Origin of the sequence: Pseudomonas sp. Marseille-P9899 (assembly GCF_903166565.1) — a bacterium.
GTDB lineage: Bacteria > Pseudomonadota > Gammaproteobacteria > Pseudomonadales > Pseudomonadaceae > Aquipseudomonas > Aquipseudomonas huaxiensis.
Genome location: NZ_CAESCG010000005.1, coordinates 169,529 through 195,817, shown reverse-complemented (window position 1 = coordinate 195,817; position 26,289 = coordinate 169,529). Strand labels below are relative to the sequence as shown.

Annotated in this window: 23 protein-coding genes; 16 read left to right on the top strand and 7 right to left on the bottom strand. The window is 61.9% G+C overall.

The window, feature by feature from the left end; genetic code table 11:
- The first annotated feature begins 44 nt into the window (after nt 1-44).
- Complete coding sequence (locus HWV67_RS23275; protein WP_175652958.1) at nt 45-1,256, top strand: response regulator; 1,212 nt, start codon at nt 45-47, stop codon at nt 1,254-1,256.
- A gap of 347 nt (nt 1,257-1,603) precedes the next feature.
- Here HWV67_RS23275 and HWV67_RS23270 read toward each other — a convergent pair whose 3' ends face one another.
- Both HWV67_RS23270 and desA read right to left on the bottom strand, forming a co-directional pair.
- The gene (locus tag HWV67_RS23270) at nt 1,604-2,581 is read right to left on the bottom strand and encodes a GGDEF domain-containing protein (RefSeq protein WP_175652957.1); all 978 of its coding nucleotides are present in this window, start codon (nt 2,579-2,581) and stop codon (nt 1,604-1,606) included.
- Nucleotides 2,582-2,724: 143 nt separating this feature from the next.
- Nucleotides 2,725-3,909, bottom strand: coding sequence for a delta-9 fatty acid desaturase DesA (gene desA, locus HWV67_RS23265; RefSeq protein ID WP_175652956.1), 1,185 nt, complete (start codon nt 3,907-3,909; stop codon nt 2,725-2,727).
- Between the two features lie 148 nt (nt 3,910-4,057).
- On the opposite strand from desA, the gene dibA reads away from it, so the two are divergent.
- The 6 genes from dibA (at nt 4,058) to HWV67_RS23235 (ending at nt 10,209) form a co-directional block, all read left to right on the top strand.
- The gene (gene dibA, locus HWV67_RS23260; protein ID WP_095159441.1) at nt 4,058-5,950 is read left to right on the top strand and encodes a phosphodiesterase DibA; all 1,893 of its coding nucleotides are present in this window, start codon (nt 4,058-4,060) and stop codon (nt 5,948-5,950) included.
- Nucleotides 5,951-6,178: 228 nt separating this feature from the next.
- Complete coding sequence (gene oscA, locus HWV67_RS23255) at nt 6,179-6,361, top strand: sulfur starvation response protein OscA (RefSeq protein ID WP_095159442.1); 183 nt, start codon at nt 6,179-6,181, stop codon at nt 6,359-6,361.
- A 55-nt stretch (nt 6,362-6,416) separates the two neighbouring features.
- Nucleotides 6,417-7,424 (top strand): sulfate ABC transporter substrate-binding protein, encoded by a 1,008-nt coding sequence (locus HWV67_RS23250; protein ID WP_175652955.1) that lies wholly within the window; start codon nt 6,417-6,419, stop codon nt 7,422-7,424.
- An 87-nt stretch (nt 7,425-7,511) separates the two neighbouring features.
- Complete coding sequence (gene cysT / locus HWV67_RS23245) at nt 7,512-8,330, top strand: sulfate ABC transporter permease subunit CysT (RefSeq protein WP_175652954.1); 819 nt, start codon at nt 7,512-7,514, stop codon at nt 8,328-8,330.
- Nucleotides 8,331-8,343: 13 nt separating this feature from the next.
- Entirely contained in the window at nt 8,344-9,216 is an 873-nt protein-coding gene (gene cysW, locus HWV67_RS23240; RefSeq protein WP_175652953.1) for a sulfate ABC transporter permease subunit CysW, read from the top strand.
- A gap of 3 nt (nt 9,217-9,219) precedes the next feature.
- Nucleotides 9,220-10,209: a sulfate/molybdate ABC transporter ATP-binding protein gene (locus HWV67_RS23235; protein WP_095159446.1), complete on the top strand. Its 990-nt coding sequence runs from the start codon at nt 9,220-9,222 to the stop codon at nt 10,207-10,209.
- A 48-nt stretch (nt 10,210-10,257) separates the two neighbouring features.
- Here the strand turns inward: HWV67_RS23235 and tcyN are convergent, their stop codons facing one another.
- From tcyN to HWV67_RS23215, 4 genes are all read right to left on the bottom strand, one after another.
- Nucleotides 10,258-11,007, bottom strand: a complete 750-nt coding sequence (tcyN, locus tag HWV67_RS23230; protein WP_175652952.1) for an L-cystine ABC transporter ATP-binding protein TcyN — start codon at nt 11,005-11,007, stop codon at nt 10,258-10,260.
- Entirely contained in the window at nt 11,004-11,678 is a 675-nt protein-coding gene (gene tcyL / locus HWV67_RS23225) for a cystine ABC transporter permease (protein ID WP_110971663.1), read from the bottom strand. Before tcyL ends, tcyN begins: the two co-directional genes overlap by 4 nt.
- Nucleotides 11,675-12,469, bottom strand: coding sequence for a cystine ABC transporter substrate-binding protein (gene tcyJ, locus HWV67_RS23220; protein WP_371929331.1), 795 nt, complete (start codon nt 12,467-12,469; stop codon nt 11,675-11,677). The genes tcyL and tcyJ overlap by 4 nt, the downstream gene beginning before the upstream one ends.
- 124 nt (nt 12,470-12,593) lie before the next feature.
- Nucleotides 12,594-13,592 (bottom strand): D-cysteine desulfhydrase, encoded by a 999-nt coding sequence (locus HWV67_RS23215; RefSeq protein WP_175652951.1) that lies wholly within the window; start codon nt 13,590-13,592, stop codon nt 12,594-12,596.
- 264 nt (nt 13,593-13,856) lie between these two features.
- On the opposite strand from HWV67_RS23215, the gene epsC reads away from it, so the two are divergent.
- The 5 genes from epsC (at nt 13,857) to HWV67_RS23190 (ending at nt 19,156) form a co-directional block, all read left to right on the top strand.
- On the top strand, nt 13,857-14,792 hold the full coding sequence (gene epsC / locus HWV67_RS23210) for a serine O-acetyltransferase EpsC (RefSeq protein ID WP_175652950.1): 936 nt from the start codon (nt 13,857-13,859) through the stop codon (nt 14,790-14,792).
- Between the two features lie 270 nt (nt 14,793-15,062).
- Complete coding sequence (gene betT / locus HWV67_RS23205) at nt 15,063-17,063, top strand: choline transporter BetT (RefSeq protein ID WP_095159452.1); 2,001 nt, start codon at nt 15,063-15,065, stop codon at nt 17,061-17,063.
- Nucleotides 17,064-17,200: 137 nt separating this feature from the next.
- Nucleotides 17,201-17,683 carry an Hcp family type VI secretion system effector gene (locus tag HWV67_RS23200; protein ID WP_175652949.1) on the top strand — a complete coding sequence of 161 codons (483 nt, stop codon included), beginning with the start codon at nt 17,201-17,203 and terminating at the stop codon, nt 17,681-17,683.
- Nucleotides 17,680-18,390 (top strand): DUF4225 domain-containing protein, encoded by a 711-nt coding sequence (locus tag HWV67_RS23195; protein WP_175652948.1) that lies wholly within the window; start codon nt 17,680-17,682, stop codon nt 18,388-18,390. Before HWV67_RS23200 ends, HWV67_RS23195 begins: the two co-directional genes overlap by 4 nt.
- A 484-nt stretch (nt 18,391-18,874) precedes the next feature.
- Nucleotides 18,875-19,156: a hypothetical protein gene (locus tag HWV67_RS23190; protein ID WP_175652947.1), complete on the top strand. Its 282-nt coding sequence runs from the start codon at nt 18,875-18,877 to the stop codon at nt 19,154-19,156.
- 306 nt (nt 19,157-19,462) lie between these two features.
- Here HWV67_RS23190 and HWV67_RS23185 read toward each other — a convergent pair whose 3' ends face one another.
- Nucleotides 19,463-20,503, bottom strand: coding sequence for a LacI family DNA-binding transcriptional regulator (locus tag HWV67_RS23185; protein ID WP_175652946.1), 1,041 nt, complete (start codon nt 20,501-20,503; stop codon nt 19,463-19,465).
- Between the two features lie 214 nt (nt 20,504-20,717).
- On the opposite strand from HWV67_RS23185, the gene HWV67_RS23180 reads away from it, so the two are divergent.
- From HWV67_RS23180 to HWV67_RS23165, 4 genes are read left to right on the top strand one after another with little or no spacing between them, the layout of a single operon-like run.
- Nucleotides 20,718-22,970 (top strand): TonB-dependent receptor, encoded by a 2,253-nt coding sequence (locus HWV67_RS23180; protein WP_175652945.1) that lies wholly within the window; start codon nt 20,718-20,720, stop codon nt 22,968-22,970.
- Nucleotide 22,971: 1 nt separating this feature from the next.
- Entirely contained in the window at nt 22,972-24,303 is a 1,332-nt protein-coding gene (locus HWV67_RS23175; protein ID WP_175652944.1) for an LLM class flavin-dependent oxidoreductase, read from the top strand.
- 11 nt (nt 24,304-24,314) lie between these two features.
- Nucleotides 24,315-25,352: an L-glyceraldehyde 3-phosphate reductase gene (gene mgrA / locus HWV67_RS23170; protein ID WP_175652943.1), complete on the top strand. Its 1,038-nt coding sequence runs from the start codon at nt 24,315-24,317 to the stop codon at nt 25,350-25,352.
- Nucleotides 25,353-25,355: 3 nt separating this feature from the next.
- Entirely contained in the window at nt 25,356-26,279 is a 924-nt protein-coding gene (locus HWV67_RS23165; protein WP_175652942.1) for a sulfonate ABC transporter substrate-binding protein, read from the top strand.
- Nucleotides 26,280-26,289 lie beyond the last annotated feature (10 nt).

Here is a 26,289-nt window from a genome sequence, read left to right as displayed (position 1 = left end):
GGAAGGTGCACCGGACTGCGTGTGATGGCTGTAAGGAGAACCTGATGACTGCTGTAGATCCACCCGCTGCTGCACCCAAGGTATTGATTGCCGAAGGTGATCCGTGGGTGCGCGACATGCTCACGCAAATGCTGCTGAGCGTGCGCTGTGACGCCAAGGTGAAGGTCTGCGCCAATGGCAACGAAGCGCTGGAAGGACTGACTGGGCAACCGGACCTGATCATCGCCGCGCGTGAACTGCCGGGCCTCGATGGCCTCGACCTGCTGCGCAAGGTCCGATCGCGACCGCGGACGCCGCTGCTGCCGTTCATCCTCATCAGTAGCCGTGCCGACGTGGCCAGCGTGCGCGAAGCCTTGCCACTGGCACCCACGGCCTACCTGAGCAAACCACTGAACCTCGACTCGCTGCGCCAGCGCCTTGAAGAGCAATTGCTCAAGCTCGGCGAGGCGGTCTCCTGCGAAGTGCCGCCGCTGCGCGCGGGGCTGACGCTGGCGCGCTTTATCGAAGAACACCGCGCTACCGCCGATGGCGGCCCGTTGTTCGCTGATGTGCAGCAGGCAATCAAGCGCGCGCTGAACCCGCAGGGGCTGGACCTGCGGGTGCTGGAAGAAGAAGTGCGTTCCGATCCGCAAATCACCGCCGTGCTGATCGCCGCCGCCAACAGCGCCGCGCTGCACCGCGAGGGCGCCGTGCAGACCTTGCTGCAGGCGCTGAACAAGCTGGGCACCACCCAGAGCATGAACCTCATCCTCGGCCTCGCGCTCAAGCGCAGCGCCCGTCTCAGCGACCCGGTGCTGGCGCGTTATGCCGAGCAGTACTGGAACCTGTCGCTGCGCACGGCGGAGTACGGCCGGACCCTGGCACAAATGCTCGAACTCGACCTGGAGCGCTGCTATTGCGCCGGGTTGCTGCATTGCCTGGGCGACCTGGCGCTGCTGCGTTGCTTGCAGGAGTGGAGCCTGGCGGGTGGCGAGCTGGACGAAAACGAAATCGAACTGTCGCTGAGCCAATCCGGTGCGGGCTACGGCTCGGCGCTGCGCACGCGCTGGCGCTTGCCGCTGGAACTGCGTGAGTTGATCGCAGCGGTGTACCAGTTGGGCGGCGGGGTGTATTCCCGCGAAGACCTGGTGATGAACCTCGCCGGGCAGCTGGCGCGGTTGGCGCCGGAAGAGGGGCTGGACGAGCTGGCGGCGGGGAAGACGGCGCGGTTGCTGAAAGTGGGGCGGGCGGAGTTGGAGCGGTTGCGGAAGGTTTGAGGTTTTTAGGGCCTCATAGCTGGGGTTCGGCGCCCCGACAAGCCAGCTCCCAGCTCCCAGAGCGCCAGGCCATCGCAAACTGTGGGAGCGGATTCATCCGCGAAGGGCCGCAGAGCGGCCCCAAATCCATCCAGCACGAGGTGGCTGTCTATATCCGGAATATCTGTCGACCTTCAGGATGCCTGAATGTCAGATCCAGTCCAGGCAGAAACAGTGTGCTGGATGGATTTAGGGCCGCTCTGCGGCCCTTCGCGGATGAATCCGCTCCCACAGGATCGCAAGGGGCAGACGGTTTGCGATTGCCTGCGAGATGTGTAGATAGCGATGCAGCGATGAGGCCATTGAAATCACCCCAAAACAATCTGATTCTTGCCCTTGCGCTTGGCCTCATACATCGCCGCATCCGCCCGGGCGAACAGGTTATCGAGCACTTCATCATCCTCGATCATGCCAGTCAGTCCCTGACTGACCGTCACGCCGTACGTGTGCCCTTCATGGCTGAAACTCAGCCGCTGAATCTCCCGCTGCAGCCGCTGCGCCACCTGCATCGCCAGCTCTGGCGAGCAACCCGGGAACACCGCCGCGAACTCCTCGCCACCAATCCGCCCGAACAGGTCGCCCCGGCGTAGCGCCGCCTTGCCGCTGTCGGCGATGCGCTGCAAAACCTGATCGCCTTCGGGATGGCCATAGGTGTCGTTGACCTGCTTGAAGTCATCGATGTCCAGCAGCAGGAACGACAGCGGCGCGCCGTCCTGGCGGGCCTTGTCGAAGGCCTGGCCGGCGCAGTCGAAGAAGTGCCGGCGGTTGCTGCTCTGGGTCAGCACATCGGTGGTGGCCAGGCGTTGCAGCTCGCCTTCGAGCAGTTTCTTTTCCGTGATGTCCTCGGCCATGCCCACCACGATCAGCCGCTGGCCGTCGGCCTGCTGGTTGATGAAGCATTTGTCGCTGAGCCAGCGCACCTGGCCGTCGGCGGCGATGATGCGGTACTCGCGATCTTCCACCGCACCCTTGACCAGCACTTCGGCAAGGCTGCGCTCGGCGTAGTCCAGGTCGTCGGGGTAGATGCTGTCGCGCCACTGGTTGTAGTCGGCCAGCAGCAGGTTCGCCGGACGGCCAAAAATGCGCTCGTAAGCCGGGCTGACGTAAAGCATCTGCCGCGACTCCCAATCGAAAGCCCAGAGCACAGCGTTGACGCTATCGAGCAGGGAGCTGATCAGTTGTTCGCGCTCGCTCAGGCGGGCGACTTCGCCCTGAGCATGCATGAGTGCCAGCAAAACCTGAGCCGCCTCGGGAGGCGGATTGAACGGTGGGGTGCTATTGACCATGTTCGCAGTACTTCTTGTAAGGCGGGGACGTGCGGCCACGACCCGACCCGCCAGGCTGGCGGGCGACATGTTGTTAAGAGCGAAATGAAGGGGGGAAGTTCCAGGCGGAGCGCCCGCTGGCGGGGCGCTCCGATCAGTGGCCATCAGGCCAGGGCAGGGCGCAGCGAGTAGGTTTTCAACTGCGCGGCGAACTCGCGCAGCGAGTGGATACCGCTGGCCTCGGCCTCGTGGACCCAGTCCTTGATCGCGGCGAGCATGTCGTGGCCGTTGGCGCTGGTGCGGGCCCAGATCTGCTGCAGCGCCAGGCGCTTCTCGTAGATGGTCTTGAGCGCCTGGCTGTGCTCCAGCATGGTCTGGATGCGCTGGTGATGACGATCTTCCAGCAGGCTGGTCTCGCGCGACAGCAGGCGCTTGGCGCGGCGGAACTGATGGCGCACCGAGTCATCGACCCGGGCCAGTTCCTGCTTGACCAGCGGACCGATCACCAACTTGCGATACTGGGCCATGATCTGGAAGCGGTTGTTGAGGATCGCCATGGCGGTGTCCATGTCCAACTGGCCCTTGCCTTCGACCCGGTGGGCGATCGGCGCGACGCGTTGCACCTTGGCCAGGCGCAGCCAGGTGAACAGCTTGATCCAGGCCCAGCCCATGTCGAACTCCCAGCGCTTGACCGACAGCTTGGCCGAGTTGGGGTAGGTGTGATGGTTGTTGTGCAGCTCTTCGCCGCCAATCACGATGCCCCACGGCACCAGGTTGGTCGCGGCGTCGCGGCATTCGAAGTTGCGGTAGCCCACCGCGTGCCCAAGGCCGTTGACCACGCCGGCGGCCCAGAACGGAATCCACATCATCTGGATCGCCCAGATGGTGATGCCGATGGTGCCGAACAGCAGCAGGTCGATCACCGCCATCAGCGCGATGCCGACGAGCTTGTAGCGCGAGTAGAGGTTGCGCTCGATCCAGTCTTCGGGGCAGTTCTTGCCGTAGATGCGCAGGGTTTCCGGGTTCTGTGCTTCGGCGCGGTACAGCTCGGCGCCCTTGCGCAGCACCGTGGAAAGGCCCTTGATCACCGGGCTGTGAGGATCGTCCACGGTTTCGCATTTGGCGTGGTGCTTGCGGTGGATGGCGGTCCACTCACGGGTGTTCTGCGCCGTGGTCAGCCACAGCCAGAAACGGAAGAAATGCTTGAGGCCGGCGTTCAGTTCCAGGGAACGGTGCGCCGAATAGCGGTGCAGGTAGACCGTGACCGCAACGATGGTCACGTGGGTCATCAGCAGGGTGACCGCCAGCAATTGCCAGGCCGACAGGTCGAGTAAACCGTAGTACCACATAGGTGGATATGCCCTCTTAGAGCGGAAAAACAGCGATGAGTATTATCACTGGCATGTTAAATAAAACCAGTCGGCCTTTTTGATAGGAGGTCAACGAGGAATTCTGCCCTATAATGCCCCATCTTTTGATGTGGGCATCTGTGACCCTATGTCTGTTTCTGCACGAGACGCCCTGAGAATGGCCGCGTTTTACCTGGTGCTGTCAATTCTCTGGCTGGTGGTTTCTGATCAAATATTAAGCAGTGTTTTCGATGATCCGGCCCAGATGGCGCGCTGGCAGCTTATCAATGCCTACACATGGGCCGCCTGCAGCGCCTTGCTGATCTTCGTTTCCCGCGTGCGTTTGCTCAATTTCATCGGCCTTGGTGCGCGCTTGCGCCGCGAAGACCGCGAACGCCTGCGCATGGCCGCCGCGGTGTTCGACAGCACCCTCGAAGGCGTGCTGGTCAGTAACGCCGACGGCATCATCGTCCATGTGAACCGCGCCTTCATGCGTATCACCGGCTACCAGAAGGACGAAGTCATCGGTCAGCGACCGAACAAGTTCAAGTCCGGCCGCCACGACCAGAAGTTCTACCAGCAGATGTACCAGACCCTGCACGACAAGGGCGAGTGGAGCGGTGAAGTCTGGAACCGGCGCAAAAGCGGCGAGGTGTACCCGCAGTGGCAGACCATTTGCGCGATTCGCGACGATGGTGGGATGTTGACCCACTATGTTGCGGTGTTCAGTGACATCAGCGTGATCAAGCACACCGAACGCGAGCTGGCCTATCTGGTCCACCACGACCCCCTGACCGACCTGCCCAACCGTTTGCTGTTCAACGACCGCGCTCAGCAGGCGCTGGCTACGGCGCAGGCCAACAAGCGCGGCTGCGCCTTGCTGCTGCTCGACCTGGACCACTTCCAGAGCATCAACGACAGCCTTGGCCACAACATCGGCGACCAGTTGCTCAAGGCCGTGGCCGACCGTCTCAAACTGGTGATCGATCCCGGCGTCACCTTGGCGCGCCTGGGCGGTGATGAATTCGCCATCCTCAGCGAAAACTGCTCTCAGGTCGGGCAGGCTGCGGACCTCGCGCAACTGATCGTCGACGTGCTCAAAGAACCCTACGAACTGGAAAATCACCGCCTGTTCAGCAGCGCGAGCATTGGCATCAGCCTGTTCCCCAGCGATGCGCAAAGCGCCGAGCAATTGCTGCGCAACGCCGATGCCGCGTTGTTCAAGGCCAAGAGCAACGGCCGTTCCGGCTATGCCCTGTACACCGAAGAACTCACCGCCCACGCCCAGCAGCGGGTCGAAACCGCCATCGAACTGCGTCGCGCGCTGGAGCAGGGCGAACTAAGGGTCTACTACCAGCCGGTGCATGACCTGTTCAGCGGTCGGATGATCGGCCTGGAATCGCTGGTGCGCTGGCAGCATCCCGAACGCGGGCTGGTGCCGCCGGGGGAGTTCATCCCGATTGCCGAGCGCACCGGGCTGATCGCCGATATCGACACCTGGGTCATGCGCCAGGCCTGTTCGCAGATGGTCGAGTGGCTGGCGCAGGGGCGGGCGCTGGAGTTCGTTGCGGTGAACGTTTCCAGCCGGTTGTTCGCCAACCGCGACATGTACCAGCAGGTCGCCCGGGTGCTGGATGAAACCGGGCTGGAGCCATCGCGGCTGGAGGTCGAAGTGACCGAAAGTGCGGTGATGGAAGACCCGGAAGTCGCCCTCGAACAACTGCATCGCCTGCGTGAACTGGGCTTGCGCCTGGCCATCGACGACTTCGGCACCGGCTACTCGTCGCTGCTGCGGCTCAAGCGCTTGCCGGTGCAGAAACTGAAGATCGACCAGGGCTTCGTCGCCGGGTTGCCCAATGATGACGATGACGTGGCGATTGTCCGGGTCATCATCGCCCTGGCGCGCAGCATGGGGATGCAGATCCATGCCGAGGGCATCGAGCAGTCCGAGCAGGCGCGCTTCCTGCTGGAGCACCAGTGCGACATGGGCCAGGGCTACTGGTACGGGCGGCCGGTGCCGCCACAAGACCTGCGCTTCTAAGCCGCAAGCGGCAAGTTACAAGCTGCAAGTCACAGCAGATCCGCGCCGTTGCTACCGCTTTTTCTTGCAGCTTGCCGCTTCAAGCTTGCAGTTGATTTTTCAGTTATATAAACATTCTTAAATAGTATTTTTAAGAATATTCAGCCCTCTCTAAGATTGCTCCTACACCAGGCGCAGTCACCTTCCTAAACGCTGCTCCCGGGCCCCCTTATTCACAGGAGCACGAGCATGAGCGCATCTCTGCGTAGCGTTGACGGTCAGGACGAAGCCACCATCCTGCGTGAAATCCAGAGCGCATTGCGTGACCTGCGATTCGGCGCGGTGGAAATCACTGTGCACAACGCCCAAGTTGTACAGATCGAACGCAAGGAAAAATTCCGCCTGCAGAACTCCAGCAACAAACCAAGCTGAAGCGCTGCCAGCCGCACCAACACATTAGAAAAAAATGCCAATCGGGAGCTTCACCATGTCTATCCGCCGTTATGCCCTGGCTGCACTCGCCAGCGCCGTTTTTGCCGGTTCCGCCATCGCCAAGGACTACGAGCTGTTGAACGTGTCCTATGACCCGACCCGCGAGCTGTATCAGCAGTACAACGCCGAGTTCATCAAGCACTGGCAGCAGGCTCACCCGGACGACAAAGTGAAGATCCAGCAGTCCCACGGTGGTTCGGGCAAACAGGCCCGTGCCGTGATCGACGGCCTGCGCGCCGACGTGGTGACCCTGGCCCTGGCCGGCGACATCGACGAAGTCGCCAAGCTCGGCAAGACCCTGCCGGAGAACTGGCAGACCCGCCTGCCGGACGCCAGCACCCCGTACACCTCGACCATCGTGTTCCTGGTGCGCAAGGGCAACCCTAAAGGCATCAAGGACTGGGGCGATCTGATCAAGAAAGACGTTTCCGTCATCACCCCGAACCCGAAAACCTCCGGCGGCGCCCGCTGGAACTTCCTCGCCGCCTGGGCCTACGGCGTGAAAGCCGGCGGCAGCGAAGCCAAGGCGCAGGAATACGTGAAAGAGCTGTTCAAGCACGTACCGGTGCTGGATACCGGCGCCCGTGGCTCGACCATCACCTTCGTCAACAACGGTCAGGGTGACGTGCTGCTGGCCTGGGAAAACGAAGCGTTCCTGGCGCTGAAAGAAGACGGCGGTGCCGACAAGTTCGAAATCGTCGTACCGTCCCTGTCGATCCTCGCCGAGCCGCCAGTGGCCGTGGTCGACAAGAACGCCGAGAAGAAAGGCAACGAGCAGATCGCCGAGGAATACCTCAAGCACCTGTACAGCCCGGCTGGCCAGAAGATCGCCGCCGACAACTTCTACCGTCCGCGTGACGCCAAGGTGGCCGCTGAATACGCCAAGCAGTTCCCGAAACTGGACCTGGTGACTATCGACAAAGACTTCGGCGGCTGGAAAACTGCCCAACCCAAGTTCTTCAATGACGGTGGCGTTTTCGACCAGATCTACACGGCGCAGTGATTGTTGCCCGATAGAGCAGGAGCCGTTTCGTAGCCAGCATGGGCCCGGGCATAGTCCCGGGCTCAATGCGTTCAACCAAGGACCTTTATGTCTCGTCGTATATCCCCCGTCATACCCGGCTTCGGGCTGACGCTGGGTTACACCTTGGTGTACCTCAGCTTGATTGTGCTCATACCGCTGGGGGCCATGTTCGTGCATGCCTCCCAGCTCACCTGGGAGCAGTTCTGGGCCATCGTCAGTGCACCGCGGGTGCTCGCGGCACTGAAGCTGAGCTTCGGCACCGCCCTCTTCGCCGCCATCATCAACGGCCTGATCGGTACGTTGCTGGCCTGGGTGCTGGTGCGCTACACCTTCCCCGGCCGCAAGATCATCGACGCGATGATCGATTTGCCGTTCGCTCTGCCCACCGCCGTGGCCGGTATCGCCCTCACCGCGCTGTACGCGCCGTCCGGCTGGGTTGGCCAGTTCGCCACCGACCTCGGTTTCAAGATCGCCTACACCCCGCTCGGCATCACCCTGGCACTGACCTTCGTCACCCTGCCATTCGTGGTGCGCACGGTGCAGCCGGTGCTGGCCGACATCCCGCGTGAAGTCGAAGAAGCCGCCGCCTGCCTCGGCGCCAAGCCGCTGCAAGTGTTCCGCTATGTACTGGCGCCGGCCTTGCTGCCGGCGTGGCTGACCGGGTTCGCCCTGGCCTTTGCCCGTGGCGTCGGCGAGTACGGTTCGGTGATCTTCATTGCCGGCAACATGCCGATGAAGACCGAGATCCTGCCGCTGCTGATCATGGTCAAGCTCGACCAGTACGACTACACCGGCGCCACTGCCATCGGCGTGCTGATGCTGGTGGTTTCCTTCATCCTGCTGCTGCTGATCAACTTGCTGCAGCGGCGTATCGAAACCCCTTGAAGGAGGCCTGAGCATGTCTGCATCTTCTGTTGGCGTAGCCGCTTCGGCCAATGCCGCCCGCCGTGGCAGCGAGACGGCGCGGCGTATCCTGATCGGCCTGGGTTGGCTGGTCTTCGCCCTGTTCCTGCTGTTGCCGCTGGTCATCGTGGTGTCCCAGGGCCTGAAAATGGGCCTGGGCACGTTCTTCGAGGCGATCTTCGAAGCCGACGCCCTGTCTGCACTGAAACTGACCCTTATCGCCGTGGCCATCTCGGTGCCGCTGAACCTGGTGTTCGGCGTCAGCGCGGCCTGGTGTGTGAGCAAGTACAACTTCCGCGGCAAGAGCGTGCTGGTCACCCTGATCGACCTGCCGTTCTCGGTCTCGCCGGTGATCGCCGGTCTGGTCTACGTGCTGATGTTCGGCGCCCAGGGCTTCCTGGGCCCATGGCTGCAGGACCACGACATCCAGATCGTCTTCGCCCTGCCGGGCATTGTCCTGGCGACCATCTTCGTCACCGTGCCCTTCGTTGCCCGTGAACTGATCCCGCTGATGCAGGAGCAGGGCACCCAGGAAGAAGAGGCCGCGCGCCTGCTGGGCGCCAACGGCTGGCAGATGTTCTGGCACGTGACCGTGCCGAACATCAAATGGGGCCTGATCTACGGCGTGGTGCTGTGTACCGCGCGGGCGATGGGTGAGTTCGGCGCGGTGTCGGTGGTGTCCGGCCACATCCGCGGCGTGACCAACACCTTGCCGCTGCACGTCGAGATCCTCTACAACGAATACAACCATGTCGCGGCCTTCAGCGTGGCCAGCCTGTTGCTGATCCTGGCGCTCTTCATCCTGCTGCTCAAGCAGTGGAGCGAGAACCGCATTAACCGTCTGCGCCAAAGCGCAGCGGAGGAATAATTCATGTCGATCGAAGTTCGTAATGTCAGCAAGCGCTTCAATGCCTTCCAGGCCCTGAACAACATCAACCTGGATATCCACAGCGGCGAGCTGGTGGCCCTGCTCGGCCCGTCCGGCTGCGGCAAGACCACCCTGCTGCGCATCATCGCCGGCCTGGAAACCCCGGACGACGGCAATATCGTGTTCCACGGCGAGGACGTTTCCGGCCACGACGTGCGTGATCGCAACGTCGGCTTCGTGTTCCAGCACTACGCCCTGTTCCGCCACATGAGCGTGTTCGACAACGTCGCCTTCGGCCTGCGCATGAAGCCCAAGGGCGAGCGCCCGAACGAAAGCCGCATCGCCGAGAAGGTTCATGAACTGCTGAACATGGTCCAGCTCGACTGGCTGGCTGATCGTTACCCGGAGCAGCTTTCCGGTGGCCAGCGCCAGCGTATCGCCCTGGCCCGTGCCCTCGCGGTCGAGCCCAAGGTGCTGCTGCTGGACGAGCCGTTCGGCGCGCTTGACGCCAAGGTCCGTAAAGAACTGCGCCGCTGGCTGGCGCGGCTGCACGAAGACATCAACCTGACCTCCGTGTTCGTGACCCACGACCAGGAAGAAGCCATGGAAGTGGCGGACCGCATCGTGGTGATGAACAAGGGCGTGATCGAACAGATCGGCTCGCCGGGCGAGGTTTACGAGAATCCGGCCAGCGATTTCGTCTACCACTTCCTGGGTGATTCGAACCGTCTGCACCTGAGCGAGAACCACCACGTCCTGTTCCGTCCGCATGAAGTGTCGCTGTCGCGGCATGAAGTGGAAGGCCACCACGTCGCCGAAGTCCGCGACATCCGCCCACTGGGCGCCACCACCCGGGTGACGCTGAAAGTGGAAGGGCAGAGCGAGCTGATCGAAGCCGAAGTGGTCAAGGACCACGACAGCCTGACCGGTCTGGCGCGGGGCGAGACGTTGTTCTTCAAGCCGAAGGTCTGGCAGAAAGTCGAGAACATCTGACGGGGCTGCGGGGCTCATCGCTGCATAGGCGATGAGTCCCGAGAATGCTCAGGCCGACCCGAGAATCTTGCCGAGAAACTGCCGTGTCCGCTCATGCTGCGGATTGGCAAACAGCGCCTTCGCCTCGCCTTGCTCGACGATCACACCCTTATCGAAAAAGATCACCCGATTGGCGACATCGCGGGCGAAGTTCATTTCGTGGGTGACGATGATCATGGTGCGCTTTTCCTCGGCCAGGCCGCGGATGGTCGCCAACACTTCGCCCACCAGTTCCGGGTCGAGCGCCGAGGTGGGTTCGTCGAAGAGGATCACTTGCGGCTCCATCGCCAGGGCGCGAGCAATGGCGACCCGTTGCTGCTGGCCGCCGGAGAGCCGGCGCGGATAGGCATCTTCCTTGCCCGCCAGACCGACCTTGGCCAGCAAGGCGCGGCCCAGGGCTTCGGCCTTGTCACGCGGGGTCTTCTTCACCACCACCGGGCCTTCGATAACATTTTCCAGAGCGGTGCGATGGGGGAACAGATTGAAGTTCTGGAACACGAAACCGACCTGTTGACGCAACCGTCGGATCAGCCCGGTCTGCTGGCTGAGCGGACGCCCGCCATCGATCTCGATATCGCCGACGCGGATCACGCCGCTGTCGGGGGTTTCCAGCAGGTTCAGGCAGCGCAGGAAGGTGGTCTTGCCCGAGCCGCTGGGGCCGATGATGGCGATGACCTCGCCGGGCTCGACGGTCAGGTCAATGTCCTTGAGCACGGTCTGGCCGTTGAACTGTTTGTTCAGCCGTTGTACCTGGATCATCGTCGCGGCTCCTCGTCATGCCGGTTGACCCGGGTTTCCATGCGGTGCTGAACGTGCGCGAGGACGCTGCAGAGAATCCAGTAGATGACTGCCACCGCGAGGTACATGGTGAAGACTTCGAAGGTTCGCGCGGTGATCAGTTGCGCCTGGCGGAACAGTTCGGGCACCTGGATGGTGGCCGCCAGGGCGGTGTCCTTGACCAGTGAAATGAAGCTGTTGCCCAGCGGCGGCAATGCCGTGCGCAGGGCTTGCGGCAGGATCGCCCGGCGCATCGCCTGGGTGCGGGTCATGCCGATGCTGGCCGCCGCTTCCCACTGGCCACGGTCGATCGACGAGATTGCCGCGCGGAGAATTTCGCAGATGTACGCGGCCATGTTCAGCGACAGGCCGATCAGCGACGCCGGGATCGGATCAAGTTCGATACCGATCTGCGGCATGCCGAAATAGATCACGAACAACTGCACCAGCAGCGGCGTGCCGCGAAAGAACGACACGTAGATCCGCGCCGGCCAGTCCAGCAGCGGTGTCTTCGACAGGCGCATCAGTGCCAGGGCAAAGCCGAGCACCAGGCCGAAGAACATGCCGCCGACACTGAGTAGCACCGTGTAGCCAGCGCCCTTCAGCAGGAAGGGCGTGGAGTCGGCAACGAGTTGCAGGCTTTCAGCGATCATTGGGTGACATCGGCACCGAAGTATTTCTCCGACAGCTTGGTCAGCGTGCCGTCAGCCCGCAGCGTATCCAGCGCTTTGTTGATGGCGTCGAGCAGTTCCGGCTCGCCCTTGCGCAACGCGACGCCCGATTCCAGGCGCGAGAAGGCGGCGCCGGCGAGTTCGGTGTCCTTGGCTTTCTGGGCGTATTCGAGGGCGGCGAGGCGGTCGATCAGGATGGCGTCGATGCGGCCGTTGCGCAGGTCGGCGAACTTGCTCGGGTCATCCTCGTAGGTGCGCACGTCGGCCTTCGGCACGTCCTGCTTGACCCACTGTTCGTAGTTGGTGCCCAGGCCGACGCCGACTTTCTTGCCGGCCAGGTCGGCGGCGGCATTGATGTTCAGCTCTGCGGCCTTTTTCTTCAGGATCAGCGCCTGGATGCCGGACACGGTGTAGGGCTTGGAGAAGTCGTATTTTTTCTTGCGCTCTTCGGAGATCGTCACCTGGTTGACCACCACATCCAGGCGCTTGGATTCCAGGGCGGCGAGAATGCCGTCCCATTTGGTCGGCTGCACCTTGGCCTTGACCCCCAGTTGCTTGGCCAGGGCCTCGGACAGTTCCACCTCGAAGCCGGTGAGCTTGCCGTCGGCATCGACGAAGCTGAACGGCGGGTAGGTGCCTTCCAGGCCGATGTTGATGACGCCCTTGTCCTTGATGGTCTGCAATTGCTCGCCGGCGATGGCCTGGCTGAGCACGCTGGCGCCCAGAACGATGCCGGCGCCGATACCCAGAATGCGTTTGGTGAAAACGGAAATCGTCATGCCCTGTCCCCAGTCTTGTTGTGAAAGTGGTGGTGACTATAGGGCGCGATTCATAGAGTCAAAAAATAATAAAAAAGCATCTTCCTATAGCGGTTTGACCTATAAACCGACGCCTGTTTCAGCGTTTACAGACATCAGGGTAGGCGAATAATGCCGGGGCTCCGCCGGTGTGCAGAAAAATCAGCGGACCGTCATCGAATCGCTGCCGGGCGATGCCGTCCAGCAGACCGGCCATGGCCTTGCCGGTGTAGACCGGGTCAAGCAGCAACCCTTCGTGGCTGGCGAGCAAACGGATGGCCGCGAGGCCGCCGGCGTTGGCTTCGCCATAGCGTGGAGCGTAGTACTCGTCCCACAAACGTACCTTGAACGCGTCAGGCAGACGGACGCCCAGCAACTCGGCGGTGCGCTCGGCGAGGCCCTGGACCTTGGGCAGTTGCGCCTCTTCGCTGCGCGACACGGTGATGCCGATCACCGGCAGATCCGGCAAGCGCTCGGCCAGCGCCAGGGCCAGGCCGCTGTGGGTGCCGGCGCTGCCCGAGGCGAGCACCACGCCGGCGAACGTCTGGCCGCTCTGTTCGATCTGCTCGGCCAACTCCAGGCCGGCGCGCACATAACCCAGCGCGCCGAGCGCGTTGGAGCCGCCGATGGGCACCAGATACGGCTTGCGCCCGCTGGCGTGCAGGCGCACGGCGAGGGCTTGCAGCAGGTCGTCGGCGTTGTCGAGGTTGTCCACCAGTTCGACCTTGGCGTCGAACAGGTCCAGCAGCAGGCGGTTGCCGTTTTCCAGGTAACTGGCCGAGTCGGTGCCGATCGGGTTTTCCAGCAGCGCCACGCAGCCAAGGCCGAGGCGGGCGGCGAGGGCGGCGGTCTGGCGCACGTGATTGGACTGGATCGCGCCGGCGGTGATCAGGGTGTCGGCGCCCTTGGCCAGGGCGTCGACGGCGAGGTACTCGAGCTTGCGCAGTTTGTTGCCGCCGAGAGCCAGCGGGGTAAGGTCATCGCGCTTGATCCAGATCTCGCGCCCGGCCCAGTCGGAAAGCCGCTGGAGTTTTTCCAGCGGGGTGGGCGTGGCGAGCAGTTCCAGGCGATTGAAGCGGGCGAGTTGTCGTTCGATCATGGCGGAAGTCGGTTGTAGGAAAATTCGAGCATAGGCAGGCATTCGGGCATGGGCAACCGTGCCTGGCAGCAGTACCGAATGAATTCTGCAGGCGCAAGCTTGCTCGCGATGGCCGCCTGAGGCAGGCCCAATCGGCTTATGCCATCTATATAGCCAACCGGCATAAACCATTATTTTTTCCGCCCCCGTTTCATGTCGTAGAGTGCGGTTCAAGAGAGCGGCCTTCCCCTTCCAGTCCCACGCCGCCAAGCAGGAGAAACAACCGTGAGCGACAACGCGCAATCCGGGTATTGGCAACTTCAGTCCATCGTCGGCCAGCTTCGTTCGGCCCGCGATCAGTGGCGCACCCGCAATGGCCGCAGCAGCGGCGAGCAGGGCGGTCGCGAATTGCCGTCGCGTGAGGCCGTACGACAGATCCTCGAACAGTTGTGTGGCGCCTTGTTCCCGATGCGCCTGGGGCCGGTGGACCTTCGCGAAGAGAGCGAAGACTTCTACGTCGGCCACACCCTCGACGCGGCATTGACCTCACTGCTGGCCCAGGCCCGCCTGGAACTGCGCTACGCGGCGCGGCACGGCCAGGCCGAGGACGCCAATGTCGACGCCACCGCGCTGCGCCTGATCCAGGAATTCGCCGCCGCCTTGCCGGCCATGCGCGTCCTGCTCGACACCGACGTTCTGGCCGCTTTCCACGGTGACCCGGCAGCGCGCAGCGTCGATGAAGTGCTGCTGTGCTACCCGGGCGTGCTGGCGATCATCCACCATCGCCTTGCCCACCACCTGTACCGCGCCGGCCTGCCGTTGCTGGCGCGGATCAGCTCGGAGCTGGCGCATTCGGCGACCGGTATCGATATTCACCCTGGCGCGCAGATCGGCCCGAGTTTCTTCATCGACCATGGCACGGGTGTGGTGATCGGCGAGACCGCGATCATTGGCGAGCGAGTACGCATCTACCAGGCCGTGACCCTCGGCGCCAAGCGCTTCCCCGAGGACGAGTGCGGCAAGCTGCAGAAGGGCCACCCGCGTCACCCGATCGTCGAGGACGATGTGGTGATTTATGCCGGCGCGACCATCCTCGGGCGGATCACCATCGGCAAGGGCTCGACCATCGGCGGTAACGTCTGGCTGACCCGCAGCGTGCCGGCGGAGAGCAACCTGACCCAGGCGAATCTGCTGCAGCATGCGGATGGGGCGCAGAAGTAAGAGGGCGCTTGGAGGCCTGATCGCGAGCAAGCTCGCTCCTACAAATCGGGCGTTTACCACAACGTCTGTAGGAGCGAGCTTGCTCGCGATCAGGCCCCAAAAAACCAACGTTAACGGTCGGCTATCGGTCGCTTCAAATTCGTATCCATGTTTAACTTGAACGCTTGTTCAAATTAAACGCTGGTGAACTGCCGGTGTTCATCAGGAGGATTAGCCTTTGCTGAACCCGTTCAATCCGACCACTTTCCCGCCTTGCGAGGTGCACCGCCCATGAGTGCGCCGTCAAACAATTCCCGCGACAAAATCCGCATGAACCCACCGGTGTTCTACTTCGCCGCCGGTTTCATCCTGCTCTTCGCCCTGATCGTGATCGCCAACCCGCAAGCCGCGGGCGAGTGGCTGCTGGCCGCGCAGAACTGGGCGGCGCACACCGTCGGCTGGTACTACATGCTGGCGATGACCCTGTACCTGGTGTTCGTGGTGGTCACCGCGCTGTCCGGCTACGGCAAGATCAAACTCGGCGCCGACCACGACCAGCCCGAGTTCAGCTACCTGTCCTGGGCCGGCATGCTGTTCGCCGCCGGCATCAGCATTACGCTGTTCTTCTTCTGCGTTTCCGAACCGCTCACCCACTTGATGCAACCGCCCCAGGGCGAGGCCGGCACGGTGGAGGCGGGGCGCCAGGCGATGCAGTTGCTGTTCCTGCACTGGGGCCTGCATGGCTGGGGCGTGTTCGCCTTCGTCGGCATGGCCCTGGCGTATTTTGCCTACCGCCACAACCTGCCGCTGGCGCTGCGTTCGGCGTTATACCCGCTGATCGGCAAGCGCATCAACGGGCCCATCGGCTACGCCGTGGACGGCTTCGGCATCATTGCCACGGTGTTCGGTCTTGGCGCCGACATGGGCTTCGGCGTGCTGCACCTGAATTCCGGCCTCGACTACCTGTTCGGCGTCCCCCATAGCCAGTGGGTACAGGTGGCGCTGATCGCGCTGATGATGGGCGCGGCGGTGATGGTGGCGGTGGCCGGGGTGGAGAAGGGCGTGCGGGTCATGTCCGATATCAACCTGTTCCTGGCCTGCGCGCTGCTGCTGTTCGTGCTGTTCGCCGGGCCGACCCAGCACCTGTTCAACACCCTGATCCAGAACCTCGGCGACTACCTCGCCGTGCTGCCGCGCAAGAGTTTCGACGTCTACGCCTACACCCAGGCCAACGACTGGCTGGGCAACTGGACGGTGTTCTACTGGGCCTGGTGGATCGCCTGGGCGCCGTTCGTGGGGCTGTTTATCGCGCGGATTTCCCGCGGCCGCACCATCCGCGAATTCGTCTTCGGCGTGTTGCTGATCCCGCTGGGTTTCACCCTGGCGTGGATGTCGATCTTCGGCAACAGCGCTCTGAGTCAGGTCCTCGACCACGGCATGACCGCGCTGGCCGACTCGGCCATCGAGAACCCGTCGATGACCCTCTACCTGCTGCTGGAAACCTACCCGTGGAGCAAGGTGGTGATCGCCGTCACGGTGTTCATCAGCTTCGTCTTCTTCGTCACCTCGGCCGACTCCGGCACCGTGGTGCTCTCGACGCTCTCGGCCAAGGGCGGCAGCACCGACGAGGACGGGCCGAACTGGCTGCGGGTGTTCTGGGGCGTGATGACTGCGCTGGTCACCAGCGGCTTGTTGTTCGCCGGCAGCATCGACTCGCTGAAGTCCGCGGTGGTGCTGACCTCGCTGCCGTTCTCGCTGATCCTGCTGGCGATGATGTGGGGGCTGCACAAGGCGTTCTACCTGGAATCGCAGCGACAGATCGCGCAGATGCACTCGCTGGCACCGTTCGCCGAGTCGCGGCGCGGTCGCGGCGGCTGGCGCAAGCGCCTGAGCCAGGCCGTGCACTTCCCATCACGCGATGAGGTGTACCGCTTCATGGACGACGTAGTGCGTCCGGCGATTGCCGAAGTGACCGAGGTGTATGCCGAGAAGGGCCTGAACGTCATCACCCAGGAAGACCCGAGCCATGACAACGTCAGCCTGAAGATCGGTCACGGCGAAGAACAGCCGTTTATCTACCAGGTGCAGATGCGCGGCTACTTCACTCCGTCCTTCGCCCTCGCCGGGCTGGGCACCCAGGAGCAGAAGAACCGCCGCTACTACCGCGCCGAAGTGCACCTGAGCGAAGGCAGTCAGGACTACGACCTGATGGGCTACAGCAAGGAGCAGATCATCAACGACATCCTCGACCAGTACGAACGGCATTTGCAGTACTTGCATCTGGTGCGTTGAAGACACGAGTTCGCGGGATGGCCGCTCGGCCCTTCCGCGAACTTGCTTAATTTCCCCTAGATCTTTCAGAAACGTCTCACAGACGCTGCCGCGTCACCTCTCTAGGCTGCGAACTCCAACCTACAAGGAGTTCGAGCATGGCCAATCACAGCTACTTGCGTATCACCGGCAAGAAGATGGGGCTGATTTCTGCCGGGTGTTCCACCCAGGCCTCCATCGGCAACAAGTGCCAGACCGGGCACACCGACCAGATCCTCATACTGGCGCTGAATCACGCGATGACCAGTGTCAGCAACCTCTCCGACGCTGTTCACAATCCCCTCGTCCTCCACAAGCTCCTCGACAAATCCAGCCCGCTGCTGGCGCAGGCATTGGCTGATCGGGAAGAAGTGTCCTGCGAGATCGATATCTATCGCACCGCCGACGCGACCCAGCAAAAGTACTTCACCATTGAACTCAGAGGCGCGCGGATCGTCGGCCTCACCCTCGATATTCCTGACGTGCTCATGTTCAACGATGCCGAGCCCACCGAGCAGGTGGTGCTGCGCTACAACAGCATCACCTGGATTAACCACGCCGCCAGCACCCGTGGTGACGCCTACTGGGGCATGAACGAATGAGTACCCGCCCCTCGCCCTATCGGCTGGATAACCAGCTCTCGGAGCTTCATCAAAGTGCGGCGAACCTGACGCGGTACGCCTGCATTGTCAGCTCCCGGCATATCAAGGATGGGGTGTTGCGGGGGCGGTTCAATCGGACGATGGCGTATTACGTGCGGCAGATTTTGGTGGATGTGAGGAATGGGAGGTTAATAGCAGATGAAGGCTTGCTCAGAATTCAGGCTGAACATAAACATATCCAGAAGAGCGCGCAGGAGATTGGTAAGCAAGTAGCCGGTTTAATTTCTGGCGGCGTTGTAGTTGCGACCGGTGTAGGGATTTGTTACGCATCAGTCGGGGTTGCATGTGGGGTTGCCGGCTTGCCAATGATTGCTCATGGCAGTAATAACATGTACGAAAACGGTGCCAATCTCTGGACCGGCAGGTCTGATGTGGTCGGGCCTGTTAGAGGTATGTATCAGAACGCTGCAGTCGCTGTCGGAGGCACTAAGAGCCAAGGTAGCGTTGCCTATTGGCTGGCAGATATGGGGTTAGCTGGTTATGGGCTTGTACGTCCTGTTCTTAAGCCAGGCTCGTGGACGCTTTTTTACAGAATGAAAGCTGACCATGTTCCGGCCTACAAATTGATGGGCAGTGGGGCGCTTATATTTGAAGCTTATATAGCCTGGCTCACCTCTATTCAGATTATGGAGGCGGTTGAGAAGTGATTACGGTGGCATTTATTTTTTCCTCGTCTCTGGTCCTCTTTGTGTCTTACTGGTTTCGGCGAAGGTTTTCTGGAAAAAATTTTACGGGGAGGTATTTTTTACTCTGTGTGGTCTGCAATTTTCCTTTTGGGGTTTTTCACCTGGAAATAATAGCGAGTAGATGCATTAGGTTTCTCGGGTGTTTCCCAAATCTGCATTTTGATTATCCAGTTCTAAGCTGGTTTGCGTTTGCCTGCGTTTTTCTTCATTGCTTCGCTTTTCCGGTGGAGCGTGAGCCAAGGTGGGTTGTTCGGAAAAGGCCGAAATTCTGACTTTGGGAGCGGCGAATCTTGAAAGTGAATATCCAGTTATAGCATGGGGGTCTTTTGCCTGTTTCCGATTACATGACTTTGCTCATCCTATTCAAAGGATTCCTAAATTTAGACCTCGGTGAGGTTTCGGAAAGTCAAAGTAATTTGTCTTGCATCGAATCAGGAATAAAGATTTGAGTTATTTTTCTATGGTGACCTTTGCCTTCTTGGGTCTGGTCAGTGTCAGAATTCTCAGGGACTATTATTTCAGTGCCTGGAAAAGCAATGGAAGATATGTGTTTTTTGCTGTTATGAATCTGGCGGCTGGGTATTACTATATGGATGTTTATGAATTGGCTTGCATGAAAATTGATCGTTGTCCAGGTGACGTCAGTGGTGGGAAGACGTGGATTGCTTTTTTTCTGACAATGACTCATATCAGCGCTGCTATCGGCGCACTGGACTCTAGACGATGATCTATATTCCCTTTTTGCTACTTGTTCTCAGCAGCCTGGCACTGGCTCATTGGCTTAAACGATATTGCGAGAGCTTTGGCTATGCCGTGTGAAAATACGTTATTGCTATTTTTGTGAATATCGTATTTTTTTGTATCTATACAAGAGTTGCTGAGTCCGGGTGCTTGTTGTTTTGGGGGTGTATGGACAGATGGCTCGACGGATATAAGTTTGTAGAGTGGTCTGCCATTGTCGCTTCAGGTGTTCATGCGATTGCAATGGGGTATGCGACCTTATCCAAACACAACAGGGACTAATGGCACTCCCTCAAGCACTCTCCCGCCCAATCACCAAACACTCCAACAAGTTCAACTGCTCCGCCTCCCCCTCGATCACCCCCAACTGCTGCAACACCCGCTCCGCCGCCAACACCCCCATCTGCAACGCCGGCGGCTTCACCGTGGTCAGCCCCGGCATCAGCATGGCGGCGAACGGGTAATCACCAAACCCCATCACTGCGCAGTCTTGCGGGATCTTCAGCCCCGCGCGCTGCCCCGCCAGTAACGCGCCGGCAGCGAGGTTGTCGTTGGCAAAGATGATCGCGTCGGGGCGTTGCTCGGCGTCCATCAGTGACAGCATCGCCTGTTTGCCCGCCTCGAACGGCGCCAGGCCCGTGTCCGGTGCGAATACTCGTGGCTCGCCACCCAGGCTTTTAAACGTTTCGATATAGCCGTCACGCCGTTCCAGCGCGCTGAAGTCGCCGGCCGCGCTGTTCTGCACAAAGGCGATGCGCCGGTAGCCCTTGTCGTGCAGGTAGCGGGTGGCGACGACGCCGACTTCATGGTGGGAAAAACCGATCTGGATCGGCGTTCGCTCCGGGCGGTAGTCCCAGGTTTCCACCAGCGGGATATCGGCCTCGGCGAGCATCTTTTCCGTGGCCGGGCTGTGGAAGTGGCTGGTCAGCACCAGTGCCGCCGGCGACCAGCCGAGGAACGCGCGCACGGCGTTTTCTTCCTGTTCGGTGGAGAAGTAGCTGGAGGCCAGCAGCAGTTGGTAGCCGTGGCGGCTGAGGGTGTCGCTGAAGCCCTGGATGGTGTCGGCGAAGATCGGCCCGGAGATGTTGGGGATGACCATGCCGACGATGCGACCCCGCGCCGAGGCCAATCCGCCGGCCACGAGGTTGGGCACGTAACCCAGTTCCGCGACCACTTCGGCGATGCGCTCGCGGCGTTCCGGGGAAACCGATTCCGGCTGGTTGAAGTAGCGCGACACGGTGATCGCCGAGACGCCAGCGGCCCGGGCCACCGCCTGCAGGGTCACGCGGCCGGCGCCGCGACGTTTGCGGACGGGGGCTTTTTCATCACTCACTGCGTCAGTCCTTAAAAACCAGAAGGCATATAAAAGTAATTTTTCATTATTGGACGATCTATTCGACGCCCGATGATACTGGCGATGTTAGCGCTAACAAAGTGGTTTGTCTGCTACTCGCACGAGCGAATGCCCAAGGACCCCGCGCTGACGTTTCATCAGGGCGCCGCGGTCAGTAATCGCGGTGGACAGGGCATTCTTCGAGTAGCAAATCATGCAAAGCCTCGCCGCATTCGTACCCGCAACTTCCCCGTTGGCCCAGGCCATCCGTCGTCAACGCCTGAGCCTCGGGCTGGTCGCGCTGAGCGCCTTGCCGTTCGCGCCTGCCATGGCCGCCGATACGGCGCCTGCCGTGCAGAACGACAGTCCGACCCTCAAGGCCGTGACGGTCACCGCTACTCGCCGCGAAGCCTCGCTGCAGAAGGTGCCGGTGGCGGTTTCGGTGGTGGATGGCGAGCAACTGGAGCGGGAAAACCGCAACAGCGTGGCGAGCATCGTGCAGCAGGTGCCGAGCCTGAATTTCCGCACCGGCGCGTCGAACAAGGACACCTCGCTGTTCATTCGCGGCGTGGGCACCATTTCCACCTCGCCGGGCGTCGAGCCGACGGTGGCGACGGTGATCGACGGCGTGGTCTTCGGCCGTCCCGGCCAGTCCACCCTCGACCTGCTGGATATCGAGCGCCTGGAAGTGCTGCGCGGTCCGCAGGGCACGCTGTTCGGCAAGAACGCCTCGGCCGGCGTGCTGAACATCACCACCCGCACACCGACCGAAGAAACCCATGGCTTCGTCGAGCAGTCGTACTTCAGCGGCAACGAAAGCCGCACTCGTTTCGGCATCGGCGGCGCGCTGATCCCGGACACCCTCAAGGGCTCGATCACCACGCTGTTCGGCAGTTACGACGGCAACGTCGACAACAAGGCCAACGGCCAGGAAGTCAACGGCTACAACCGCAAGGGCGTGCGCGGCAAGCTGGTGTTCACCCCCAGCGACGACCTCAGCCTGACCCTCGCCGCCGACTACCTGCAATCCCATGACGATGCGCCCAACGGCGTAGTCAGCAAGTCGCTGCTGCCGGCGTTCTCCAATGCCCTGGCGCCGGTGCGCGCCGACAGCGACAACCGCGATATCGTCAGCGACTACCGCAGCCACGTCGAAGACATCAACAAGGGCCTGTCCGCCCAGCTCGACTGGAACCTCGGCGATTACACCCTGACATCGATCACCGCCTGGCGCGGCTGGGACAACACCCAGTGGCAGGACGGCGACCGCCTTTCGACCATCAGCGCGGCCTTCCCCGGTATCGAAGACAAGGGCGAACTGGCCTACGACCAATACTCCCAGGAGCTGCGCCTGGCCTCGCCGAAAGGTGAGTTCCTCGAATACGTCGGCGGCCTGTTCTACATGCACGGCAAGGACGAAGAGACCTACCGCCGCACCCTGAAGACCACCACCGTCACCCAGCAGGGCATCGCCGACTACAGCACCACCAACGACAGCTACGCGGTGTTTGGCGAAAGCACCCTCAACTTCACCTCGAAACTGCGCGGTATTGCCGGCCTGCGCTGGACCCACGACGACCTCGAATACGACCACCGCCGCGTTTCCACCTCGACCGTGGCGGTCAACGGCATCCAGCCCGGCACCCGCAGTTCCGGTTCGGTGGACGAGGACGGCTGGTCCGGCCGCCTGGGTCTGCAATACGACCTGACCGACGACATCACCAGCTACCTGACCTACTCCCGCGGCTACAAGGGCCCGGCCTACAACGTGTTCTTCAACATGCAGCCGCGTGACACCGACGCGCTCAAGCCGGAGACCTCCAACAGTTGGGAAGCCGGCCTCAAGGCCAGCTTGTGGAACAGCCGCCTGACCACCAACCTCGCGGTGTTCCATACCGAGTACGAAAACTACCAGGCGAACTTCTTCGACAGCGTCGCCGGGCAAGTGGTGACCCGCCTGATCAACGCCGGCAGCGTCACCAGCGAAGGCGTGGAACTGGACTTCGCCCTGCAGGCCACCTCGCAACTGAAATTCTCCGGTGCCGTGGCCTACACCAAGGCGCGGATCGACGAATTCGCCTGCCCGGCGGGCGCCGCCGCGTCGTGCAACGTCAACGGCAAGCCACTGCCTTACAGCCCGGACTGGAAGAGCTACGTGCGCGCCGACTACAGCATCCCGCTGGACAACGGCCTGGATATCGAACTGGGCACCGACTTCAGTTGGCAGAGCAAAGTGCAGTACGACATTTCCCAAAACGCCGACACGGTTCAGGGCGCTTACGGCATCTGGAATGCCAGCGTCGCCCTGGCCGATTACAACGAAGGCTGGCGTGTGGCGCTGCTGGCCAAAAACCTTGCGGACAAATCCTACTCACCTCTCCTGGCCACCGGGGGCAACTACGTCTACCGCGCAGTCCCGCGCGATGACGAACGTTACTTCGGCATCCAGCTTCGCAAGGACTTCTGACATGAGCACAACCCCACGGCAAATGAGTCTGGGCGCCTTTTTGATGGCAACAGGGCATCACGTAGCTGCCTGGCGTCACCCCGATGTTCCGGCAGATGCCGGACTGGATATCCAGCACTACCGGCACCTGGCCAAGGTTGCGGAAGGCGCCTGCTTCGATGCGATTTTCGTCGCTGACAGCGTTGCCGCCGCCGAAGGTGAAATTGCTAGCCGAATGGCACGCTCCGACCACTTCGAACCCTTGACATTGCTATCCGCTTTGAGCGGGGTCACGGAACGCATCGGATTGGTGGCCACAGCGACTACAACGTACAACGAGCCATACCATGTGGCACGGAAATTTGCTTCGCTGGATCATCTGTCTGGAGGGCGCGCAGGCTGGAATCTGGTGACATCCGACGCAGCTGCCGAAGCGCTGAATTTTGGCCGTGACGAGCACGTTGGCCACGCAGATCGGTACGTTCGCGCCAAAGAGTTCCATGAAGTGGTTGTCGGGCTGTGGGACAGTTGGGCCGACGATGCCTTCGTTCGCGACAAGAAATCCGGTACGTACTACAAGCCTGATTCAGTACGATTGCTTAATCACCAGGGCGAACACTTCAAAGTCAGGGGCCCTTTGAATGTAGCTCGCACTCCGCAAGGCCGCCCGGTGGTGGTCCAGGCCGGTTCGTCGCCGGCCGGTCTCGACCTGGCCGCGCGCACTGCCGACGTGGTGTTCACCGCGCAGACGTCGCTGGCCGCAGCGCAGGCGTTCTATGCCGACCTCAAGGGTCGTCTGGTCGCCTACGGGCGCAGCCGCGATTCGCTGAAGATCATGCCGGGCGCGTTTATCGTGGTCGGCGAGACCCAGGCTGAAGCCGAGGATAAGTTCGCCGCGTTTCAGGAATTGGTTGAGCCGCAGGTCGGCATCGCGTTGCTCGGGCGCATGCTCGGCAACTTCGACCTGTCCGGTTATCCACAGGACGGCCCGCTGCCCGAGCTGCCGCTCACCGACAGCGGTCAGCGCAGCCGCCAGCAACTGCTGAGCGAGCTGGCCGTGCGGGAAAACCTCAACCTCGCCCAACTGGGACGGCGCATTGCCGGCGGTCGCGGGCACCACAGCCTGATTGGCACCCCGACGCAGATCGCCGATCAATTGCAGGAATGGTTCGAAAACGAAGCCGCCGATGGCTTCAACGTGCTGGTGCCGCACCTGCCGGGTGGCCTTGAAGACGTCGCCCAGCACCTGGTTCCCGAACTGCAGCGGCGCGGCCTGTTCCGCACCCATTACGAAGGGCGCACCTTGCGCGAGCACCTCGGCCTGAGCCGGCCGAACAACCCCTATTTCTCCTGAGGAAGACACCGATGACCTACGTCGCTGCGGAAAACCGCAACACCTCCATTCCTTACCGTCGCGTGGGCCGCAGCGGCCTGGTGCTGCCGGCGCTGTCGCTGGGCCTGTGGCACAACTTTGGTGACAGCACGCCGCTGAGCGATCAGCGCGCGCTGTTGCGCACGGCCTTCGATCTGGGCATCAACCATTTCGACCTGGCCAACAACTACGGCCCGCCCTACGGCAGCGCCGAGATCAATTTCGGTCGGCTGTTGCGTGAAGACTTCAAGGGCTACCGCGATGAGCTGATCATCTCCAGCAAGGCCGGTTGGGACATGTGGCCCGGCCCGTATGGCCAGGGCGGCGGCTCGCGCAAACACATCCTCGCCAGCCTCGACCAGAGCCTGTCGCGTTTGGGCGTGGACTATGTGGATATCTTCTATTCGCACCGCTTTGACCCGGACACCCCGCTGGAAGAAACCGCCAGCGCCCTCGCCACCGCAGTGCAGCAGGGCAAGGCGCTGTACGTCGGCATCTCGTCTTACTCCGGGGCCAAGACCCGCGAAATCGCTCGCCTGTTGCAAGAGTGGAAAGTCCCCCTGCTGATCCACCAGCCGGCCTACAACCTGCTCAACCGCTGGGTGGAAAAGGACCTGCTGGACGTCACCGAAGAGCTGGGCGCCGGCGTGATCGCCTTCACCCCGCTGGCCCAGGGCCTGCTCACCGGCAAGTACCTCAACGGTGTGCCGCAGGACGCGCGGGTCAACAAGCAGGGCGGTGGTTCGCTGCTGCCGTCGCACCTGTCCGAGGCCAACCTGGCCCATGTCCGCGCCCTCAACGAAATCGCTATCGCCCGTGGCCAGAGCCTTGCGCAACTGGCGCTGGCCTGGACCCTGCGCGACCCGCGGGTGACCTCGGCGTTGATCGGTGCCAGCCGGCCTGAGCAGATCATCGAGAACGTCGGTGCGCTGAACAACCTGACGTTCAGTGCCGAAGAGCTGGCGCTGATCGACCGTCATGCCGTCGAAGGTGGCATCAACCTCTGGGAAAAACCCTCGCTGGCGGAGTGACGAATGAAGGCGATTGCAATGCTGAGCGCCGGCCTGGCCCTGTTGGGCCTGGCGACGGCAGCGGTCGCCGATCCGCAGGAACTGCGCATCGGCTACCAGAAGGGCTCCATCGCGTTGGTGCTGGCCAAGGAACATGGCCTGCTGGAGAAACGCTTCGCCGGAACCAAGGTGCAATGGATCGAATTCCCGGCCGGGCCGCAGATGCTTGAAGCACTGAACATCGGCAGCCTGGACGTGGGTTCGACCGGTGATATTCCGCCGCTGTTCGCCCAGGCGGCGGGCGCCGATCTGGTGTACATCGGCGCCGAGCCGGCCAAGCCGTCGGCGGAAGTGATCCTGGTGCGCAGCGACAGCGCGCTGCAGCAAGTGACCGACCTCAAAGGCCGCAAAGTGGCGCTGCAGAAGGGCTCGAGCTCGCACAACCTGGTGCTGCGGGCGCTGAACAAGGCCGGTTTGAGCTTCAAGGATATCCAGCCGGTGTACCTGACACCGGCGGATGCCCGCGCGGCGTTCGAGCACGGCAGTGTCGACGCCTGGGCGGTGTGGGATCCGTATGTTTCGCTGGCGTTGAGCGAAGGGCACAGCCGCAAACTGGCGGATGGCGAAGGGCTGGGATTGTCCGGTCCGGTGTACACCGCGCGGCGGGACTATGCAGCGCAGAACGGCGAGTTTATCCACAGCCTGCTGGACCAGCTCACCGCTGCCGAAGACCTGACCCGCAGTGAACGGGACGCCAGCCTGAAGGTGCTCAGCAACTCGATGGGCTTGCCCGAAGCGGTGGTCGCCCACTATGTGGATAACCGCCCGCCATCGCCGGTGCTGCCGATTACCGATGAGGTGATCAAGGCACAGCAGGCGACGGCGGATCTGTTCTATGAGAACCGCTTGTTGCCGAAGAAACTGGATGTGAGGAAGGCGCTGCCCTGAGTCAGGGTTT

Coding starts and splice junctions, on each gene's coding strand:
- HWV67_RS23235 (WP_095159446.1), top strand. CDS start 9,220: ATGTCGATCGAAGTTCGTAATGTCAGCAAGCGCTTCAATGCCTTCCAG.
- HWV67_RS23195 (WP_175652948.1), top strand. CDS start 17,680: ATGAGTACCCGCCCCTCGCCCTATCGGCTGGATAACCAGCTCTCGGAG.
- tcyL (WP_110971663.1), bottom strand. CDS start 11,678: ATGATCGCTGAAAGCCTGCAACTCGTTGCCGACTCCACGCCCTTCCTG.
- oscA (WP_095159442.1), top strand. CDS start 6,179: ATGAGCGCATCTCTGCGTAGCGTTGACGGTCAGGACGAAGCCACCATC.
- HWV67_RS23275 (WP_175652958.1), top strand. CDS start 45: ATGACTGCTGTAGATCCACCCGCTGCTGCACCCAAGGTATTGATTGCC.
- HWV67_RS23200 (WP_175652949.1), top strand. CDS start 17,201: ATGGCCAATCACAGCTACTTGCGTATCACCGGCAAGAAGATGGGGCTG.
- betT (WP_095159452.1), top strand. CDS start 15,063: ATGAGTGCGCCGTCAAACAATTCCCGCGACAAAATCCGCATGAACCCA.
- HWV67_RS23215 (WP_175652951.1), bottom strand. CDS start 13,592: ATGATCGAACGACAACTCGCCCGCTTCAATCGCCTGGAACTGCTCGCC.
- HWV67_RS23270 (WP_175652957.1), bottom strand. CDS start 2,581: ATGGTCAATAGCACCCCACCGTTCAATCCGCCTCCCGAGGCGGCTCAG.
- HWV67_RS23175 (WP_175652944.1), top strand. CDS start 22,972: ATGAGCACAACCCCACGGCAAATGAGTCTGGGCGCCTTTTTGATGGCA.
- dibA (WP_095159441.1), top strand. CDS start 4,058: ATGTCTGTTTCTGCACGAGACGCCCTGAGAATGGCCGCGTTTTACCTG.
- desA (WP_175652956.1), bottom strand. CDS start 3,909: ATGTGGTACTACGGTTTACTCGACCTGTCGGCCTGGCAATTGCTGGCG.
- HWV67_RS23250 (WP_175652955.1), top strand. CDS start 6,417: ATGTCTATCCGCCGTTATGCCCTGGCTGCACTCGCCAGCGCCGTTTTT.
- tcyN (WP_175652952.1), bottom strand. CDS start 11,007: ATGATCCAGGTACAACGGCTGAACAAACAGTTCAACGGCCAGACCGTG.
- cysW (WP_175652953.1), top strand. CDS start 8,344: ATGTCTGCATCTTCTGTTGGCGTAGCCGCTTCGGCCAATGCCGCCCGC.
- HWV67_RS23165 (WP_175652942.1), top strand. CDS start 25,356: ATGAAGGCGATTGCAATGCTGAGCGCCGGCCTGGCCCTGTTGGGCCTG.
- cysT (WP_175652954.1), top strand. CDS start 7,512: ATGTCTCGTCGTATATCCCCCGTCATACCCGGCTTCGGGCTGACGCTG.
- mgrA (WP_175652943.1), top strand. CDS start 24,315: ATGACCTACGTCGCTGCGGAAAACCGCAACACCTCCATTCCTTACCGT.
- HWV67_RS23180 (WP_175652945.1), top strand. CDS start 20,718: ATGCAAAGCCTCGCCGCATTCGTACCCGCAACTTCCCCGTTGGCCCAG.